The 15,446-nt window shown below is 74.0% G+C and carries 14 protein-coding genes; 7 read left to right on the top strand and 7 right to left on the bottom strand.

Annotated elements, in window-relative coordinates; genetic code table 11:
* Positions 1 to 6: 6 nt before the first annotated feature.
* On the bottom strand, positions 7 to 855 hold the full coding sequence (locus ATJ97_RS04915; RefSeq protein ID WP_098485239.1) for a nitrilase-related carbon-nitrogen hydrolase: 849 nt from the start codon (positions 853 to 855) through the stop codon (positions 7 to 9).
* 578 nt (positions 856 to 1,433) lie between these two features.
* Between ATJ97_RS04915 and ATJ97_RS04920 the strand changes: the two genes are divergently transcribed.
* From ATJ97_RS04920 to ATJ97_RS04935, 4 genes are all read left to right on the top strand, one after another.
* Positions 1,434 to 2,306, top strand: coding sequence for a putative F420-0 ABC transporter substrate-binding protein (locus ATJ97_RS04920; RefSeq protein WP_245862144.1), 873 nt, complete (start codon positions 1,434 to 1,436; stop codon positions 2,304 to 2,306).
* Between the two features lie 128 nt (positions 2,307 to 2,434).
* Positions 2,435 to 3,460: a putative F420-0 ABC transporter permease subunit gene (locus ATJ97_RS04925; protein ID WP_098482783.1), complete on the top strand. Its 1,026-nt coding sequence runs from the start codon at positions 2,435 to 2,437 to the stop codon at positions 3,458 to 3,460.
* Complete coding sequence (locus ATJ97_RS04930) at positions 3,457 to 4,278, top strand: ABC transporter ATP-binding protein (RefSeq protein ID WP_098482784.1); 822 nt, start codon at positions 3,457 to 3,459, stop codon at positions 4,276 to 4,278. The genes ATJ97_RS04925 and ATJ97_RS04930 overlap by 4 nt, the downstream gene beginning before the upstream one ends.
* Before the next feature lie 234 nt (positions 4,279 to 4,512).
* On the top strand, positions 4,513 to 6,615 hold the full coding sequence (locus ATJ97_RS04935; protein WP_143426875.1) for a DUF222 domain-containing protein: 2,103 nt from the start codon (positions 4,513 to 4,515) through the stop codon (positions 6,613 to 6,615).
* Here ATJ97_RS04935 and ATJ97_RS04940 read toward each other — a convergent pair.
* Positions 6,579 to 7,858 (bottom strand): IS3 family transposase gene (locus ATJ97_RS04940; protein WP_098482786.1). Its coding sequence is split into 2 segments (ribosomal slippage): positions 6,579 to 7,585 and positions 7,585 to 7,858, totalling 1,281 coding nucleotides; the frame shifts between segments, so codons are not numbered across the junction. The two genes, ATJ97_RS04935 and ATJ97_RS04940, sit on opposite strands and share 37 nt — an antisense overlap.
* Positions 7,859 to 8,038: 180 nt before the next feature.
* Between ATJ97_RS04940 and ATJ97_RS04945 the strand changes: the two genes are divergently transcribed.
* A complete protein-coding gene (locus ATJ97_RS04945; protein ID WP_098482787.1) occupies positions 8,039 to 8,248 on the top strand; it encodes a hypothetical protein in 210 nt (69 codons plus the stop codon).
* A gap of 166 nt (positions 8,249 to 8,414) precedes the next feature.
* Here the strand turns inward: ATJ97_RS04945 and cofE are convergent, their stop codons facing one another.
* From cofE to ATJ97_RS04975, 5 genes are all read right to left on the bottom strand, one after another.
* Complete coding sequence (gene cofE / locus ATJ97_RS04950) at positions 8,415 to 9,182, bottom strand: coenzyme F420-0:L-glutamate ligase (protein ID WP_245862147.1); 768 nt, start codon at positions 9,180 to 9,182, stop codon at positions 8,415 to 8,417.
* Entirely contained in the window at positions 9,179 to 10,177 is a 999-nt protein-coding gene (locus tag ATJ97_RS04955; protein ID WP_098482788.1) for a TIGR03557 family F420-dependent LLM class oxidoreductase, read from the bottom strand. Before ATJ97_RS04955 ends, cofE begins: the two co-directional genes overlap by 4 nt.
* A 42-nt stretch (positions 10,178 to 10,219) precedes the next feature.
* Complete coding sequence (locus ATJ97_RS04960; protein ID WP_098482789.1) at positions 10,220 to 10,618, bottom strand: cupin domain-containing protein; 399 nt, start codon at positions 10,616 to 10,618, stop codon at positions 10,220 to 10,222.
* Positions 10,619 to 10,737: 119 nt separating this feature from the next.
* Positions 10,738 to 11,226 (bottom strand): flavodoxin family protein, encoded by a 489-nt coding sequence (locus ATJ97_RS04965; protein WP_098482790.1) that lies wholly within the window; start codon positions 11,224 to 11,226, stop codon positions 10,738 to 10,740.
* A gap of 373 nt (positions 11,227 to 11,599) precedes the next feature.
* A complete protein-coding gene (locus ATJ97_RS04975) occupies positions 11,600 to 12,964 on the bottom strand; it encodes a family 4 glycosyl hydrolase (RefSeq protein WP_098485242.1) in 1,365 nt (454 codons plus the stop codon).
* Between the two features lie 38 nt (positions 12,965 to 13,002).
* Between ATJ97_RS04975 and ATJ97_RS04980 the strand changes: the two genes are divergently transcribed.
* Together ATJ97_RS04980 and ATJ97_RS04985 are read left to right on the top strand one after the other, a co-directional pair.
* Positions 13,003 to 14,115, top strand: a complete 1,113-nt coding sequence (locus tag ATJ97_RS04980; protein WP_098482791.1) for a carbohydrate kinase family protein — start codon at positions 13,003 to 13,005, stop codon at positions 14,113 to 14,115.
* A complete protein-coding gene (locus tag ATJ97_RS04985; RefSeq protein ID WP_098482792.1) occupies positions 14,112 to 15,413 on the top strand; it encodes an alpha/beta fold hydrolase in 1,302 nt (433 codons plus the stop codon). The genes ATJ97_RS04980 and ATJ97_RS04985 overlap by 4 nt, the downstream gene beginning before the upstream one ends.
* Positions 15,414 to 15,446: the final 33 nt, after the last annotated feature.

Below are 15,446 nucleotides of genomic sequence, written 5' to 3' on the forward strand. Positions count from 1 at the left end.
GCTCCGTCACGGCGCCGTGACGGCGACGTAGGAGTCCGGGCGGCGGTCGCGGTAGAACTGCCAGCGGTCGCGGACCTCCCGGATGAGGTCGAGGTCGATCTCCCAGATCTTCAGCTCGGGCTCGGTGCTCGAGGCCCACTCCCCCACGAACATCCCGTCCGGCCCGACCACGTAGGAGCTGCCGTAGAACTTCACGGCCTCGTCGCCGTACTCGTTGGTCTCGGCGCCCACGCGGTTGGCCGCCGCGACGAAGTACTCGTTGGCCAGCGCGGCGGCCGGCTGCTCGAGCTCCCAGTTGCGGTTGGAGATGCCGGGCGCGGTCGCGTTGGGGTTGAAGACGATCTCGGCGCCGTTCAGCCCCAGCTCGCGCCAGCCCTCAGGGAAGTGCCGGTCGTAGCAGATGTAGAGGCCGACCTTGCCGATGGCGGTGTCGAACACGGGGTAGCCGAGGTTGCCGGGCCGGAAGTAGAACTTCTCCCAGAACTTCGGCAGGTGCGGCAGGTGGTGCTTGCGGTACTTCCCGAGGACGGTGCCGTCCGCGTCGACGATGACCGCGGTGTTGTAGTAGATGCCGGGCCGTTCCTCCTCGTAGATCGGCAGCACGATCACCATCCCCAGCTCCTTGGCGAGGGCGGCGAACCGCTCGGTGGTCGGGCCGGGGACCGGCTCGGCGTAGGAGTAGTACTTCGTGTCCTGGGTGATGCCGAAGTAGGGACCGTAGAAGAGCTCCTGGAAGCAGATCGCCTCGGCTCCCTGGGCGGCCGCCTGGCGCGTCCAGTCCTCGTGGCGGGCGATCATCGACTCCTTGTCGCCTGTCCACGGGGTCTGGGTCAGCGCGATCTTCCGGACGGTCATCGGGTCCTCCATCGGGGGCGACAGCGGTGCGGCCCTGACACCCCCGGCGACGCTGCCGGCGGTCCAGGTGCCCATGGTGCCCCGAGCCGTCCGTCTGCGGGCGCGAATGCAGGGTGGGCGCCCACTAGGATGGCGGTGGACCTCGGGTCGGCACTGACCCGGAGCGTGGGCCTGGACGTGGGTCACCGTCCGCCGATGCGCAGCGCAGTGACTGCGGCGACCAGCCCGACGACCTCCGGAGCGCCCTCGTGCCCACCCCACGCCATGTGCCCGCCGTCCCCCACCGCGTGCCCACCGCCCCGCGCCAGCTGTCCGCGCCGCACCGGTCGTCCGGACGACGCGCCACCCCTCCGGGCCCCTCCACCTCCCCGCGACGAGGCCCTCTCCGTCCAAGGCGCACCGCGTCCTTCCGACGACGCACCCTGGCCCTCGTCGCCTGCCTCACCCTGGGCGGGTCCCTCGCCGCGTGCGCGGGCTCCGACACGTTCGGCGCCGGTGGGACGGCGGCCGGGCCGGCGGGAGCGACATCGGGGCCCGGCGGCTCAGGAGCCCCGGACGACGTCGCGGAAGCCTTCCCGGTGACCGCCACCTCGTGCGGCGTCGAGACGACGCTCGAGGCCCCGCCCGAGCGGATCGTCACGATCAAGTCCTCCGCCACCGAGATGGTGCTCGCCCTCGGCGCCGGGAACCGGCTGGTGGGCACCGCGTTCGCCGACGGCCCGGTGCCGGCGGACCTCGCTGCCGCCGCGACGGACGTGCCGGTGCTGGCGGAGAAGAACCCGTCGACCGAGGCCGTCCTCGAGCTCGAGCCGGACCTGATCTACGCCGGCTGGGAGTCCAACCTGAGCGCTGACGGGGCGGGCGAGCGGGCGATGTTCCAGGGCCTCGGCGTCGCGACGTACGTCTCGCCGTCGGCGTGCAAGGGCCCGGCGTACCGGCCGGAGAAGCTGACGTTCGACCTCGTCTTCGACGAGATCGCGGAGGCAGGGCGCCTTCTCGGGGCGGACGAGGCAGCGGCGGACCTGGTCGCCGAGCAGCGCGCCGAGCTCGACTCCGTCGTGCGCTCCGACGCGGGGCTGACCGCGCTGTGGTACTCCTCGGGGGAGGACGTCCCGTACGTCGGCGCCGGCATCGGCGCCCCGCAGATGATCATGGACGCGGTCGGGCTGGAGAACGTCGCCGGCGAGGTCAAGGACACGTGGACGTCGCTCGGCTGGGAGGCCGTGGCCGAGGCGAACCCGGACGTCATCGTGCTGGTCGACGCCACCTGGAACACCGCCGAGCACAAGAGGGCGACGCTCGAAAGGAACCCGGTCACGGCGACGCTGCCGGCCGTGCAGGAGGAGCGGTACCTGGTCGTGCCGTTCCCCGCGACCGAGGCGGGCGTGCGGAACGTGCCGGCCGTGACCGATCTTGCCGAGCAGCTGGCGGAGCTCGGGGTGACACCGTGACAGCGACGCGGCCAGCCGCCCCGGCGCCGCCGGCTCCTCGGGGATCCCGGGTGTCGGGCCCGGGCGCGGGTACGGGCACGCAGCACCGTCCGCCCGCACCGCGGCGCACGGGCCGGGGTCGCGCGCCGATGGGCCTCGCGCTCTCGGCGCTCGCCGTCGTCCTGGCCGGCGTCGCCGGCTGGGCGCTGACGCTCGGCCAGGCCGACATCTCGACGGCGCAGGTGTGGACCTCCGCCTGGCACCACCTGTGCGCCGGGGTCTCGACCCCGGCCGGGGGCTGGTGCCCGGCGAACCCGCTGTCGGAGATCCAGGACGCCATCGTGTGGTCCGGTCGGGCGCCGCGGGTCGTCGCGGCCGCCGCCGTCGGCGCCGGGCTGGCCCTGTGCGGCGGCGTGATGCAGGCCCTGACGCGCAACCCCCTCGCCGACCCCTATCTGCTCGGTGTGTCGTCCGGGGCGTCCGTCGGCGCCGTGCTGGTGCTCGTGCTGGGACTCGCGGCCGCTCTGCCGGTCGCCGCGTTCGTGGGCGCCGTGGCTGCCCTGGTGCTCACGCTCGCGCTCGCCACCGGCCGCGGCGGCGGGCTCTCCCCCGTGCGTACAGTGCTGGCGGGCGTGGCGGTGGCCCAGGCCGGGTCCGCCGTCGTCAGCTTCGTGATCTTCTGGTCCTCGACCGGCGACTCCTACCGGGAGATCCTCACCTGGCTCATGGGCTCCCTCGGAGGCGCGACGTGGCCGGAGGCGCTCACCGCGCTCGGCGCGACCGCCGTGGTCGGCACGTATCTCGCCGGCCAGGCACGCACGCTCGACGCCTTCACGTTCGGCGACGTCTCCGCCGCCTCGCTCGGCGTCGCCGTCACGCGCACCCGCTGGGTCCTGCTCGGGGCGACGGCGCTGCTGACGGGTCTGCTCGTCTCGGTGGCCGGCGCCATCGGGTTCGTCGGGCTCGTGGTGCCGCACGCCGTGCGCCTGCTGGTGGGCGAGCGCCACCATCGGCTGCTGCCCGTCGCCGCCCTGGCCGGGGCGACGTTCCTCCTGCTCACCGACACGGCCTCCCGCAGCCTCTTCGAGCCGCGCGAGCTGCCGGTGGGCATCCTGACGGCGGTGGTCGGGGCGCCCGTCTTCGCGGTCCTGCTGCGGCGAAGGGCCGCCTCGTGAGCGACCTGGCTATCGCCGGCGTCCGTGTGGGCTTCGACGGCGTCACCATCCTCGACGGGGTGGACGCCCAGGTGCCCGCCCGAGCCGTGACCGCGGTGGTGGGGCCGAACGGGGCCGGCAAGTCGACCCTGCTCCGTGCCCTCGTCGGAGCGCTGCCGGCCGGAGGGGCCGTCATGCTCGACGGCACCGACCTCGGCCGGCTCACGCACCGGGAGCGCGCGCGGCGCATGGCGCTGGTCGAGCAGGACTCCTCGGCGCCGGTGTCGCGTGATGTGCTCGACGTCGTGCTGCTGGGGCGGACACCGCACCGATCCCGGTGGGGTGCCGACTCTGCCTCCGACGTCGAGATCGCCGAGACGGCGCTGGCACGCGCGGGTGCCTCGGACCTCGCCGGCCGAGACTTCTCAACGCTCTCGGGCGGGGAGCGTCAACGGGTGCACCTGGCACGGGCGCTCGCGCAGCAGCCCGAGGTGCTCCTGCTCGACGAGCCGACCAACCACCTGGACGTGGCGGCGCAGCTCGACGTCCTCGCGCTGGCCCGGGACCTCGCTGCGGACGGGGTGGCCGTGCTCGCCGCGCTCCACGACCTCAACCACGCCCTGCGGTACGCGGACCAGGTGATCGTGATGTCAGGCGGGCGGGTGGTGACCGCCGGTCCGCCGGCGGCGGTCCTCACCGGCGAGCTCGTCAGCGAGGTGTACGGGGTCGACGCGCAGCGGGTCCGCGCGGGGAGCCACGATCTCCTCGTGATGGACCGCGCCGTCACGCAGGTGAAACGCCCGTCGCTCCGGCTCGGCGACGCCTACGTCGGCGCGTAACCGCTCTGTCGCCCCCGCGGGATGCTGATGGAGCACATCGCGACCAACCGGGCCGGTTACCTCAGGACGTCAGCCCCGCCGGGACGGCCGTCGTAGCGGATCGCTGCGCCATGGAGCTGGCCATGGCCCGCTGACCGGCCATGGGCTCGAGGACGATGCCCTGAACCTCCACCGTTTCCACAGCGGACCGCCTTGTCGGGGCCGATGTCAGTAGGTCGCACTAGTGTTCGATACATGGATGCGGAGCGGGGTCGGCAGGGCGGCGGGTGGTGCTGCCCGCAGGACGGGTGGCGTGGCCCGTGCGCGCATCTGCGGGCCCTGGCCGGGCGGGCGGGCGCGGAGGAACGCGTGGCCCGGGCGCGGGAGCTGTCGACCGTGGGGCTGGCGGGGCTGGGGGTGCTGCTCGAGGCCGGGGACCCGTGGGCGCAGGAGGTGCTGGCGGACCTGATCGGTCCCGACGACTCCCCGGCCACGGCCACGCCGACGCGCGACGCCGAGGGTGCGGCCGTGCTGGCGGGCCTGGCCCCGGCCGGGTTCACCCGCGCCGGCGCCCTCCCGGACGACGACGCCGGTCACGGCAACGACGCCGCCGACGAGCCCGGCACGGGCACCGGCGGGACCGCGTGCCAGGTCGCCGGGGCCGGCGACGCCGCCGATGGCGATGCCGACGGCGATGGCGTGGGGGCCGCGGAGGGGGTCCGGCCGGCGTGGTCGCGGGCGTTGCGGCGGCGGATGGAGACGGTGTTCGACCCGGGGGAGGACGTCTCGGTGCTCGGGGTCGGGATCGCGGCCCTGGCCGGGATGCGCGCCGGGCCCGACCTGGCCGCGGTGCTGACCGGCACGCAGACCCGCACCCTGGGGCGGGCGGCGGGGATCGAGGTCCTCGCCGCCCACCGCCGCATCGAGAGCTGGGCCGCGGGGCAGGTCGCCCGCGCCGCCGCCGGCCTGTCCGACGCGGCGACCTTCTTCGCCCACCCGGCGGTCGAGAAACCGGTGGACGTCACCGCCGAGGAGATCGCCATGCGCCTGGCCGTCTCCCGCCAGGAGGCCCGCACCCTCATCACCGTCGGGCACGGCCTGACCCGCACCTTCACCGAGACCGCCGCCGCCGTGGCCGCCGGGGTGGTGGACTACCCCAAGGCCCGGGCCATCGTGACCACCCTGGCCACCTCCCCCGTCCCCGTCGCCGTCCAGGTCGAGCACGACGTGCTGGAGGAGGCCGACGGGCGCACCGTGGCCCAGGTCCGCCGCGACCTGGCCAAGGCCCTCGTCCAGGTCGACCCCGCCGACGCCCAGGCCCGCCACGCCCGCGCCCGGGCGAAACGGCACGTCAACCACACCCGGGCCCTGCCCGACGGGATGGGCTCGATCTACGCCGTCCTGCCCGCCCAGGACTGCGTCCAGGTCGACCTGACCCTGGACGCCATCGCCCACACCGCCAAGCACGACGGCGACCCCCGCACCATCGACCAGCTCCGCGCCGACGCCCTCCTCGCCCTGACCCACGCCGCCCTCCTGACCGGCCACACCGGCCCCGAACCCGCCGAGAACCACGGGGCCGCCGACGACAACAGCAGCGACGACGTCGGCGTCCCGGCCACCCCGCCGCCGTCCACGACCGAGAGCACGAGTCCGCCCCCGGGCGCCGACGTCACCGCCGTCGGCCAGAGCACCCCCTGCAGCCCTGGCACCGGCACCGGCACCGGCGCGGCCGTGCCGACCTGCGGGACCACGGCCGGCGGTGACGGTCAGCCGCCGCCGACGCCGTCCCCGGCTCCGCCCGGTCTTGTCCCGGGAGGGCCGCCCGGCACCGTGGAGTACCCACCGCTGCACCAGCTCCTGCTGCGCCACCCCGACCGCTTCGCCGTCCCGGACATCACCGTCCACGTCACCGTCCCCCTCGCCACCGTCCTGCCACCCGACACCCAGCCCGAGGGGACAGCCCTGCCCACCGCCGACCCCGAAGGCACGGCCGCCAGCGGCCGCGGGAGCGGCGTGTCCCCCGGCGGACCGGACACCGACCCCGGTGCCGGCTTGGCCGCCACGACCGGCGACGACCCGGCCGTCCCGCACACCGCCGACACGGACGCGGCCGACGACCCGGAGCCCGCCGAGGCGGCCCACCTCGACGGGTACGGCCCCATCACCCCCGACATCGCCCGCGCCCTCGCCGCCGGCGGCACCTGGCGCCGCCTGATCACCGACCCCCTCAGCGGCGTCGTCACCGACCTCGGCCGCACCCGCTACCGACCCCCCGCCGCCCTCCAGGACCTTGAAGCGTTCGGGTTTTCGTGCCGCTCTCATACTGGCTGGGCCTCGGGCTCGAGGGCAGCGTAGTGGGCCTGCTCGTGCTCGACGGGCGGGACCATCCCGATGCTGGAGTGCAACCGGGTGTTGTTGTACCAGGCGACCCACCCGGCGGTGGCGAACTCGACGTCGCCGAGGGTCTTGTACGCCCCGTCGTGGAAGACCGTGGTGGCGATGCACTCGGTCTTGTACAGGCCGATGATCGACTCCATCAGGGCGTTGTCGTAGGCGTCGCCGACCGTGCCGATCGAGGGCGCGATGTCCTCCACGGCCAGGTGCTCGGTCAGCCGGATCGAGGTGTACTGGCTGCCCGCGTCGGAGTGGTGGATCAGCTGCCCGCGCGAGACGGGCCGCTCCTCGCGGTCGCGCTGCCAGATCGCCATGCGCAGCGGGACCATCACCAGGTCGGTGACCTTGGTGCGCTGGGCGTGCCAGGCCAGGATCCGCTGGGCGAAGACGTCGACGATGAAGGCGACGTAGACGAACCCCTCCCAAGTCCGCACGTAGGTGAAGTCGGTGACCCACACCAGGTTCGGCGCCGGCGCGGTGAAGTCCCGGTTGAGCAGGTCCCCGGCCCGTTTGCCGTCCTTGCCCGGCACGGTGGTGCGGTGGCGCCGGGCCCGGCTGATCCCGTGGTGGCCCAGGGCCCGCATCGCGGCGTCGACGCGCCCGTAGGAGACCTCCAGGCCGCCCCGCCGGAGCAGGGCGGTCATCTTCCGCCGCCCGTACAGGCCTTCGGGCAGCAGCCGGTACCGGCCCGTGGTGGGGTCCAGGACGAACGCCAGGGAGTGGATGGCGTTGACCAGGTACGCCATCGCCAGCTCCCGCGGCGCCAGGGAGGTCCGGGCCCGCCAGGCCCGGTAGGTCCGCGCGGCGACCTGCAGGCCCTGGTCAGACAGGACCCGGCAGACCGACTCGACCGAGCGGCCCTGGGCGTGCTGGGAGCGGATGAACTCCATGATCATCGGTTTCGGGGGTCGAGCTCCCCCGCGAAGAAAGTCGCCGCGGACCTCAGGATCGCGTTGTCCTCCTCCAGGCGCCGCACCCGCGCCTTGAGCGCCTTGATCTCCTCGCGTTCCTGGGTCGTCATCCCGTCCCGGGCGCCGGCGTCGACATCGCCCTGACGCACCCACCCCCGCAACGTCTCCCGGGACATCCCCAGACGCGCCGCGACCGCCTCGCACGCCTTGGTGATCGACCCGTACTCCGGGACCTGCTCCCTGACCATCCGCACCGCGCGCTCCTTCGCCGCGGCGTCGTACTGCTTCGGCATACCTGCATCCTTCCTCGCAAGAAACGATGCGGCACACAAACCCGAACGCTTCACCTCGTCCGCGCCCGCGACACCACCTGCGTACGCCCCGCCTGCACCGTCCCCGCCCGCCGCGCCCAGATCGACCACACCAAAGCCTGGTCCGCCGGCGGCACCACCGCCCTCCACCAGCTCGGCTCCATGTGCAAACGCGACCACACCACCAAGACCGTCGGCGCCTTCCACGTCACCCAGCCCGAACCCGGCATCTTCGTCTGGACCACCCCCTCCGGCCACACCTACCGCCGCGAGACCAACGGCACCACCACCCTCATCGCCATCCGCCCACCCCGGCACGCCACTCCGGAGCCCACGCACCACGACAAGGACGACGCCCCACCGCCTTTCTGAGGCGCTGCGCTGCGCGTCAGCTCGGACGGCGGGAACACGACCGGGCACGCCGAGATGGCTGAATCTCGGTGGAGGAGGACTGTCGGACCGGCACACCGAGATGGCTAACCTCGGTCGAGCAGGACCCAGGGACAGGGACGAAAAAACCAGCGAGTAGGTATGCGCCTCAGTCGTCCGCGACGCCGTGGCGGAACATGTCCTCCTCCGGCGGACGGATCAGCGACGCCGCCCCCTCGCCGTCATCCGGCGTCACGAGGTGCCCCATCCCGCGCACGACGGCCACCGGCCGCCCCGACACCTTGCCCTTGACGAGCTCGGCGGCAGACGCGATCTCGTCCGCCACACCGATCACCGTGGTGCGAAGCTCGCGCCCGTAGGCGTCAGTGCTCCCCCGCATGTCGGAGAGGACGTCGACCCCTGCGGCGCCGATAGCCATGTCCACGACCCCGCGTCTCCACGGCCGCCCCGCAGTGTCCGTCACCAGCACGGCCGGCCGGACGCCGGTGCGGGCGTGCAGCCCGCGTCGGAGCCGGCGCGCCGAGGCGTCCGGGTCCTCGGGAAGCAGGAGGGCCGTCCCCTGGGGGACGTCAGAGTTGTCGACCCCGGCGGCGGCCATCACCAGGCCCAGCTTGTTCTCGACGATGCGCAACGTCGTGCCGTCCGGCCGCGCCCGTTCGGCGACCACACGGACCGTCTCCCCCTCGATCACCGAGTCGCGCTCCGCCTCGTCACGCGCCGCGACCAGCCGTCCCTCGGCCTTCGACACAATCTTCGAGGAGACAACCACGACGTCCCCGTCCGCGAGCCCCGTTGACCCGTCCGGCCAGGACATCCGTTCGAGCACGGGGACGAGGATGGCGGCCAGGTCGTCGCCGCGGGTGATGGTCGGGACGCCGTCGGGCGCCTGGGCCAGCAGCATGTTGTCGGCGCTCATCGGGCGAGCTTGGGCAGGACGTCGCGGCCGAAGACCTCGAGCCACTCACGCTGGTTACGCCCGACGTTGTGCAGGTAGATGCGGTCGAAGCCGAGGTCGACGTAGCGCTGGATCTCGGCACGGTGCTCGTCGGGGTCGGCGGAGATCACCATGCGGCCGGCGAAGTCCTCCTCGCGCACGAGCTTGGCCATGGCGGCGAAGTCGAACGGGGAGCGGATGTCCGCCTTGGGGAACTTCATCCCGCCGTTGGGCCACTGGTCCATCGCGTTCGCGAGCGCCTCCTCGTCGGTCGGCGCCCAGGACAGGTGCAGCTGCAGCACCTTCGGCATGGCGTCGGCGTCCTTGCCGGCCTCCTTCGCCCCGGCGGCGAACTTCTCGAACAGCCCACCGATCTTCTCCAGCGGCGCCCCCACGGTGATGAGCCCGTCCGCGTGCTTGCCCGCACGCTTCGCGGTCACGGGGCCGCCGGTGGCCACCAGGATCGGCGGCGCCTCCTCCGGCATCGACCACAGCCGCGTGGACTCGAGCTTGTAGAAGGTCCCGGAGTGCTTGGTGTCCTTGCCGGCGAGGGAGTTGGTGAAGAGCTTCCGGATGATCTCGATGGCCTCGAACATCCGGTTGATCCGTTCGGGCGCCTCGGGCCAGTACTCCGCGACGATGTGCTCGTTCAGCGCCTCGCCCGAACCGAGCCCGAGCCAGTGCCGGCCGGGGTACATCGCCGCGAGGGTCGCGGACGCCTGGGCGACCATGGCCGGGTGCCACCGGAACGTCGGCGCCGTGACGCCCGGGCCCAGGTCTCCGCGGGTGCGCTCCGCCACGGCGGTCAGCACGTTCCACACGAAGCCGGCCTGCCCCTGGGTCGGCGTCCACGGCTGGAAGTGATCGGCCGCCATCACCCCCGAGAAGCCGTGCTCCTCGGCGAGCGCCGAGTACTCGACGGCCTCCATGGGCGCGAACTGCTCCAGGGCTGCTGCGTAACCGATCGTCAGACTCATGGGGCCATCTTGGCAGGCCGGCGCGTGCTCCCCCTCCGACGGCTACTTCTGGGGCGGCTCGTCCTCCCCGGCCTCCTCCTTGGCGTCCGCCTCCTCCTTGGTGGCGTGGACGGCGCCCTCGGCGTGGTGGGCCGGCCCGTAGATCGTGTAGAGCACCAGCGGGCTGTGTCCGACGTTGATGAAGTTGTGCCGGGCGCCGGCCGGGACGGCGACGATGTCACCCGCGGCGACGAGCTGCTCCTCGCCGTCGATCACGGCCCTGGCCGACCCGGAGACGAAGCTGAGGATCTGGTCGTTGTCCGGGTGCGTCTCCTCACCGATCTCGCCGCCCGGCTCGATCGTCATGGTGACGAGCTGGCTGTGCTGCCCCGTCCACAGGACCCGCCGGAAGTCGTCGGACTGCTCAGCCTCGCTGTCACGGGCCCAGTGATGAATGGTCATGCGTCTCCTCCTCAGTCGTGGTGCGCGGTGCGCCGTCCTCCCACCTTCTCGCAGCGCCGTGCGGCCCGCAGCCGGAGAAGAGGGCAGCGACGACGGCGGACCCCACGTGAGGGCCGAGCTCAGGCCGCCGAGCTCTGGATCGAGGAGATCTGGTCGGCGAAGGCGCGCACCTTCTCCTCCCAGCCGTCCTCGAGGGGCCCCTTGAGGTCGGTGACCTTGACGGTGCCCTCCGCGACCTCCACGCCCTTGCCCTCGAGGAGCTTCCGCATGGTCGGCATGACCTGCTGCCAGTGCTCCAGCTTCGCCGGGTCTGGCATCTGCCCGTTCTTGTCCGGCTTCACCGCGGCCTCGGTGGTGAGGATGGCGTACCGGGCCCCCGGCTCGAGCCGCACCCGCCCGACGAAGCTGCGCGCGGTGCGGCGGGGCTTGCCCATGAACCCAGGCGCGCTGAAGACGTACACGTCGGCCGCGGGCAGGTGCTTCGGGTCGGCGTCACGCATGTGCTGGACGTCGACCGTGACGCCTCTCTCGGCCATCAGCTCCGCGAACCTTGCCGCCACCGCGGCACCGTTGCCGAACCGGGACGCGTGGTAGTAGGCGATCTTCATGGCCGGTCCCTCCCTGACCTCGCGCGTGGCGCTCCAGGGGCGGAGCGCACTCCGCGGCCGTTCCCTACCAGCACAACTCGTGCAGGACGGGGACGAAAGGGACCTGGGTCCCGGTCGCGTCCGGCGCCCGGCGCCCGGCGTCCGGCGCCCGGCATCCGGCGCCCGGCGCCCGGCGCCCGGCGTCCGGCGTCCGGCGTCCGGCGTCCCGCGACAGGGTGCCCGCCACAGAGCGCCCGGCGTCCGGCGTCCGGCGTCCGGCGTCCCCGACAGGGTGCCCGCCACAGAGCGCCCAGCCCGGCTCCCGTCACCCCTCACGCAGCGACCGTCAGCGGTACCCGCCCGACGAGCCGGGGACCATCGCCCCGAACTGCGGTCAGAGGTAGGCGTCGACGAGCCGCCGCGCCACCTCCGCGGAGTCGACGAGCGGGTGCATGCCGAACGCCAGCCAGGCCGTCTGCGGCGAACGCGTCCGGGCCGCCTCGATGACGAGCCGCTCCGAGGCCTTGACCGCCTGGACCCGCGCGAGCATCGCCGGCTCCAGGGGGCGTTCGACGGGCAGCGGGTGCACCCCTTCGCCGTCCACGTGCACCGGGACCTCCACGACCGCGTCGGCGGGCAGGCCGGCGACCAGGGGTTGGCCGTCGGCGCCTGTGTTGGCGACGTCGAGGATCATGCGGTGCTCCTCGCCGCCGAGCAGGGCGGCCATCAGGTCGACGGCGACCTCGTGGTACCCGCCGCCGAGGTCCTCCTCGGCCCGCTCCCCCGCCTGCTGGGCCTCGCGCTCGGTGGCCATGTACGTGGCCTCGCGCTCGGCGAGCGCGGTGCGCCAGAGCTCGGCGGCCCGACCGGGCTCGGCGGCGGCAGCCTCGTAGAACCGGGCCTGCTGGCCGAGCAGGAACTCCCCGCGCGTGGACTCCTGCGCCGCGATGCCGGCGACGGCCTCCCGGGTGAAGTCGTAGTAGTACAGGTACTCGTTGGGCACGGCGCGCAGCGCCCGCAGCCAGCCGGCCCCCATCAGACGGGCCTCCTCCAGACCCCCGAGGGCGGCGTCGTCGGCGAGCAGGGCGGGCAGCAGGTCCTCGCCGCCGGCACGGATGCCGCGCAGCCAGCCGAGGTGGTTGAGCCCGGCGTAGTCGATCGTCACGTCGCCGCGGTCGAACGCCCGGGCGTCGAGGCCGACGGCACGCAGGGCACGCCGCACCAGGGAGATGGGGGTGTCGCAGATGCCCACCACCCGGTCGCCCAGCCGGGCCCGCATCGCCTCGGTGACGATCGACGCCGGGTTCGTGAAGCTGATCGTCCACGCCCGGGGCGCGAGCTCCGCGATCCGGGCCGCGATCCGATCCACCTCTGGGACGGTGCGCAGCGCGTACGCGAGCCCGCCCGGCCCGACCGTCTCCTGGCCCAGCAGCCCCTCCCCCAGCGCCACCCGCTCGTCCCGGGTGCGCCCCGCAGTCCCGCCGACCCGGACGGCGGAGAAGATGACGTCGGCGCCGGTCAGCGCCTCGTCGAGGTCCGTGGTCGCCCGGACCCGCGGCGCTCCCGCCGTGTACGCACCGCCCGCCGCCTGGCCGTGCCCGCCGACCTGACGCAGGACGTCGGCCATGACCGCCAGGCGATCCGGATCGTCGTCGAGCAGGACGACCTCGTCCACCGGGACCCTGTCCCTGGCCGCAGCGACCGCCTCGTAGACCAGCGGGACGCGGAAGCCGCCCCCGCCGAGGATCGTCAGAATCACCTGGCCCACGCTAGCGGGATGGCAGGATCGTAGGCACCATGAGCCCCGCCCCCTCAGACCCCCTCGACCTGCTGGTCACCGGCCCCGTCTTCTTCGACCTGATCTTCACCGGCATGCCGAGCGGACCGGTCCCGGGCACCGAGGTCTGGGCGGAGGGCATGGGCACCGCCCCCGGCGGGATCGCGAACCTCGCCGTCGCCGCCGCACGCCTCGGCATGCGCACCGGCCTGGCGTCGGGCTTCGGTGACGACGCCTACGCCGACTGGCTCTGGACGGTCCTGTCCCAGCAGGAGGGCGTAGACCTCTCCGCGTCCCGCCGCTACCGGCACTGGCACACCTCGGTCACCGTCTCCCTCGCCCTCGACGGGGACCGCGCCATGGTCAGCCACGGCCATGACGACCCCGAGCCGGCCGGCACGCTGATGGCGTCCGCTCCCGCGGCCCGCGCCGTCGTCGCCGACATCACGAACCCCGGGGACGACGGCGAACCCTGGTGGCGCGCCCCCGCGGCCGCCGGCTCGCTCGTCTTCGCGGACGGCGGATGGGACCCCTCCGAGACCTGGGACCCGGACCGTCTCACCACCCTGGACGGTTGCCACGCGTTCACGCCGAACGCCGTCGAGGCCATGGCCTACACCCGCACGGACAGCCCGGTCGCGGCTGCCCGCGCCCTGGCGGAGCACGTCCCCCTGGTCGTGGTGACGCTCGGGGCGGAGGGGGCGCTGGCCGTCGACTCCGCGACCGGCTCGCAGGTCGAGGTCTCCCCCCTGCGGGTGCGGGCGCTGGACGCCACCGGCGCCGGCGACGTCTTCGCCGCCGCGCTGATCGGCGGGACCCTGCAGGGGTGGGACCTCGAGCGGCGGCTCCGGTTCGCGGTCCTGTGCTCCGCCCTGGCGGTGCAGCACTTCGGCGGGTCGCTCGCCGCTCCCGGCTGGGGCGACATCGCCGACTGGTGGGACGCCACGGTCGCGGCCGCCCGCACCGGGGACCGCGCAGCGCGTGCGACCGCCGACAGCTACGACTTCCTCGACGACGTCCTGCCCGGCCACGCGCTCGCCCGCGTCCGCCGCGCGGAGGCCACCATCGCCCGCTTCTCCGACGCCATGCCCGACGTCGTCGTGCCCACGCCGACGGTGAGGCCCGGCCGGTGAGCGCGCTGGAGACCGCCGACCACCGCCGCGACGGTCACCGCGTGCTCGAGCACCGGCTGGCCGTCCCCCTCGACCACGCCGACCCCGCGGGCGAGCGGATCACGATCTTCGCCCGCGAGATCGTCCGCGACGGCGGCGAGGACCTCCCGCACCTGCTCTACCTCCAGGGCGGCCCCGGGGGGCGGGCGGACCGGCCGGCCCAGCTGACGGGGTGGCTCGACCGGGCGCTGCGCGACTACCGCGTGGTCCTCCTGGACCAGCGCGGCACCGGGCTGTCCACGCCCGCCGACGCGCTGACCGTGACGGCGCGGGGCGACGCCCGCGCGCAGGCCGACTACCTCGCCAAATTCCGCGCCGACGCCATCGTCGACGACGCCGAGCGGCTCCGCGAGGCGCTCCTCGGGGGCACCCCGTGGTCGCTGCTGGGCCAGTCCTTCGGCGGCTTCGTCATCACCCGGTACCTCTCCGTCGCCCCGCACGCGGTCAGGGAGGCCCTGGTCACCGGTGGTCTGCCCGGGCTGACCGCGGGCGCCGAGGACGTCTACCGGCGCACCTACGCCCTCACCGCCCGCCGCAACCGGCAGTACTTCGCCCGTTACCCGGGCGACGAGGCCAGCCTGCGCCTGCTCGCCCGGCACCTCGCGGACACGGTGGAGCTCCTGCCCACCGGTGAACGGCTCACCCCGCGCCGGGTGCGGCAGATCGGCATCCGGCTCGGCGCCGACCTGGGGTTCGACGCGCTGCACTACGTGCTGGAGGACCCGTTCGTCACCGTCGGCGGCACGCGCCGGGTCAGCCGGGCGGTCCTCGCCGACGTCGGTGCCCTCCTCAGCCACGCCACCAACCCGCTCTACGCGGTGCTCCACGAGGCGATCTACGCCCAGGGCCGGGCGACGCGGTGGGCGGCGCACCGGCTGCGGGAGCACGTCGACGGCTTCGCCGAGGACGCCGACCCGGCCGACACCTCCATCCCCTTCTTCCTCACCGGCGAGCACGTCTACCCGTGGCAGCTGCGCGAGGACCCGGCCCTGGCCCCGCTCGCCGACGCCGCGGACCTGCTGGCCGCCAAGGACGACTTCCCGGTGCTGTACGACCCGGAGGCCCTCGCGGCAGACGGCCCGCCGGTCGCGGCGGCGGTCTACCTCGACGACATGTTCGTCCCCTTCGACCTGTCCATGGCCACTGCCGAGGCGCTGCACGACGCACGCCCGTGGGTGAGCAACGACTACGCCCACGACGGCATCCGGACCGACGGCGCCCGCATCCTCGACAGGCTCATCGCCCTGGCCCGCCGCTGAGGTCGTGGACCGTGACGACGGCCACGTCCGCCG

It is taken from the genome of Georgenia soli (genome assembly GCF_002563695.1).
GTDB classification, from domain to species: domain Bacteria; phylum Actinomycetota; class Actinomycetes; order Actinomycetales; family Actinomycetaceae; genus Georgenia; species Georgenia soli.

Excerpts from the sequence above, each read along its gene's own strand:
- ATJ97_RS04915 (WP_098485239.1), bottom strand. The coding sequence starts at position 855 with ATGACCGTCCGGAAGATCGCGCTGACCCAGACCCCGTGGACAGGCGAC.
- ATJ97_RS04925 (WP_098482783.1), top strand. The coding sequence starts at position 2,435 with ATGGGCCTCGCGCTCTCGGCGCTCGCCGTCGTCCTGGCCGGCGTCGCC.
- ATJ97_RS04935 (WP_143426875.1), top strand. The coding sequence starts at position 4,513 with ATGGATGCGGAGCGGGGTCGGCAGGGCGGCGGGTGGTGCTGCCCGCAG.
- ATJ97_RS04945 (WP_098482787.1), top strand. The coding sequence starts at position 8,039 with ATGTGCAAACGCGACCACACCACCAAGACCGTCGGCGCCTTCCACGTC.
- cofE (WP_245862147.1), bottom strand. The coding sequence starts at position 9,182 with ATGAGCGCCGACAACATGCTGCTGGCCCAGGCGCCCGACGGCGTCCCG.
- ATJ97_RS04955 (WP_098482788.1), bottom strand. The coding sequence starts at position 10,177 with ATGAGTCTGACGATCGGTTACGCAGCAGCCCTGGAGCAGTTCGCGCCC.
- ATJ97_RS04960 (WP_098482789.1), bottom strand. The coding sequence starts at position 10,618 with ATGACCATTCATCACTGGGCCCGTGACAGCGAGGCTGAGCAGTCCGAC.
- ATJ97_RS04965 (WP_098482790.1), bottom strand. The coding sequence starts at position 11,226 with ATGAAGATCGCCTACTACCACGCGTCCCGGTTCGGCAACGGTGCCGCG.
- ATJ97_RS04980 (WP_098482791.1), top strand. The coding sequence starts at position 13,003 with ATGAGCCCCGCCCCCTCAGACCCCCTCGACCTGCTGGTCACCGGCCCC.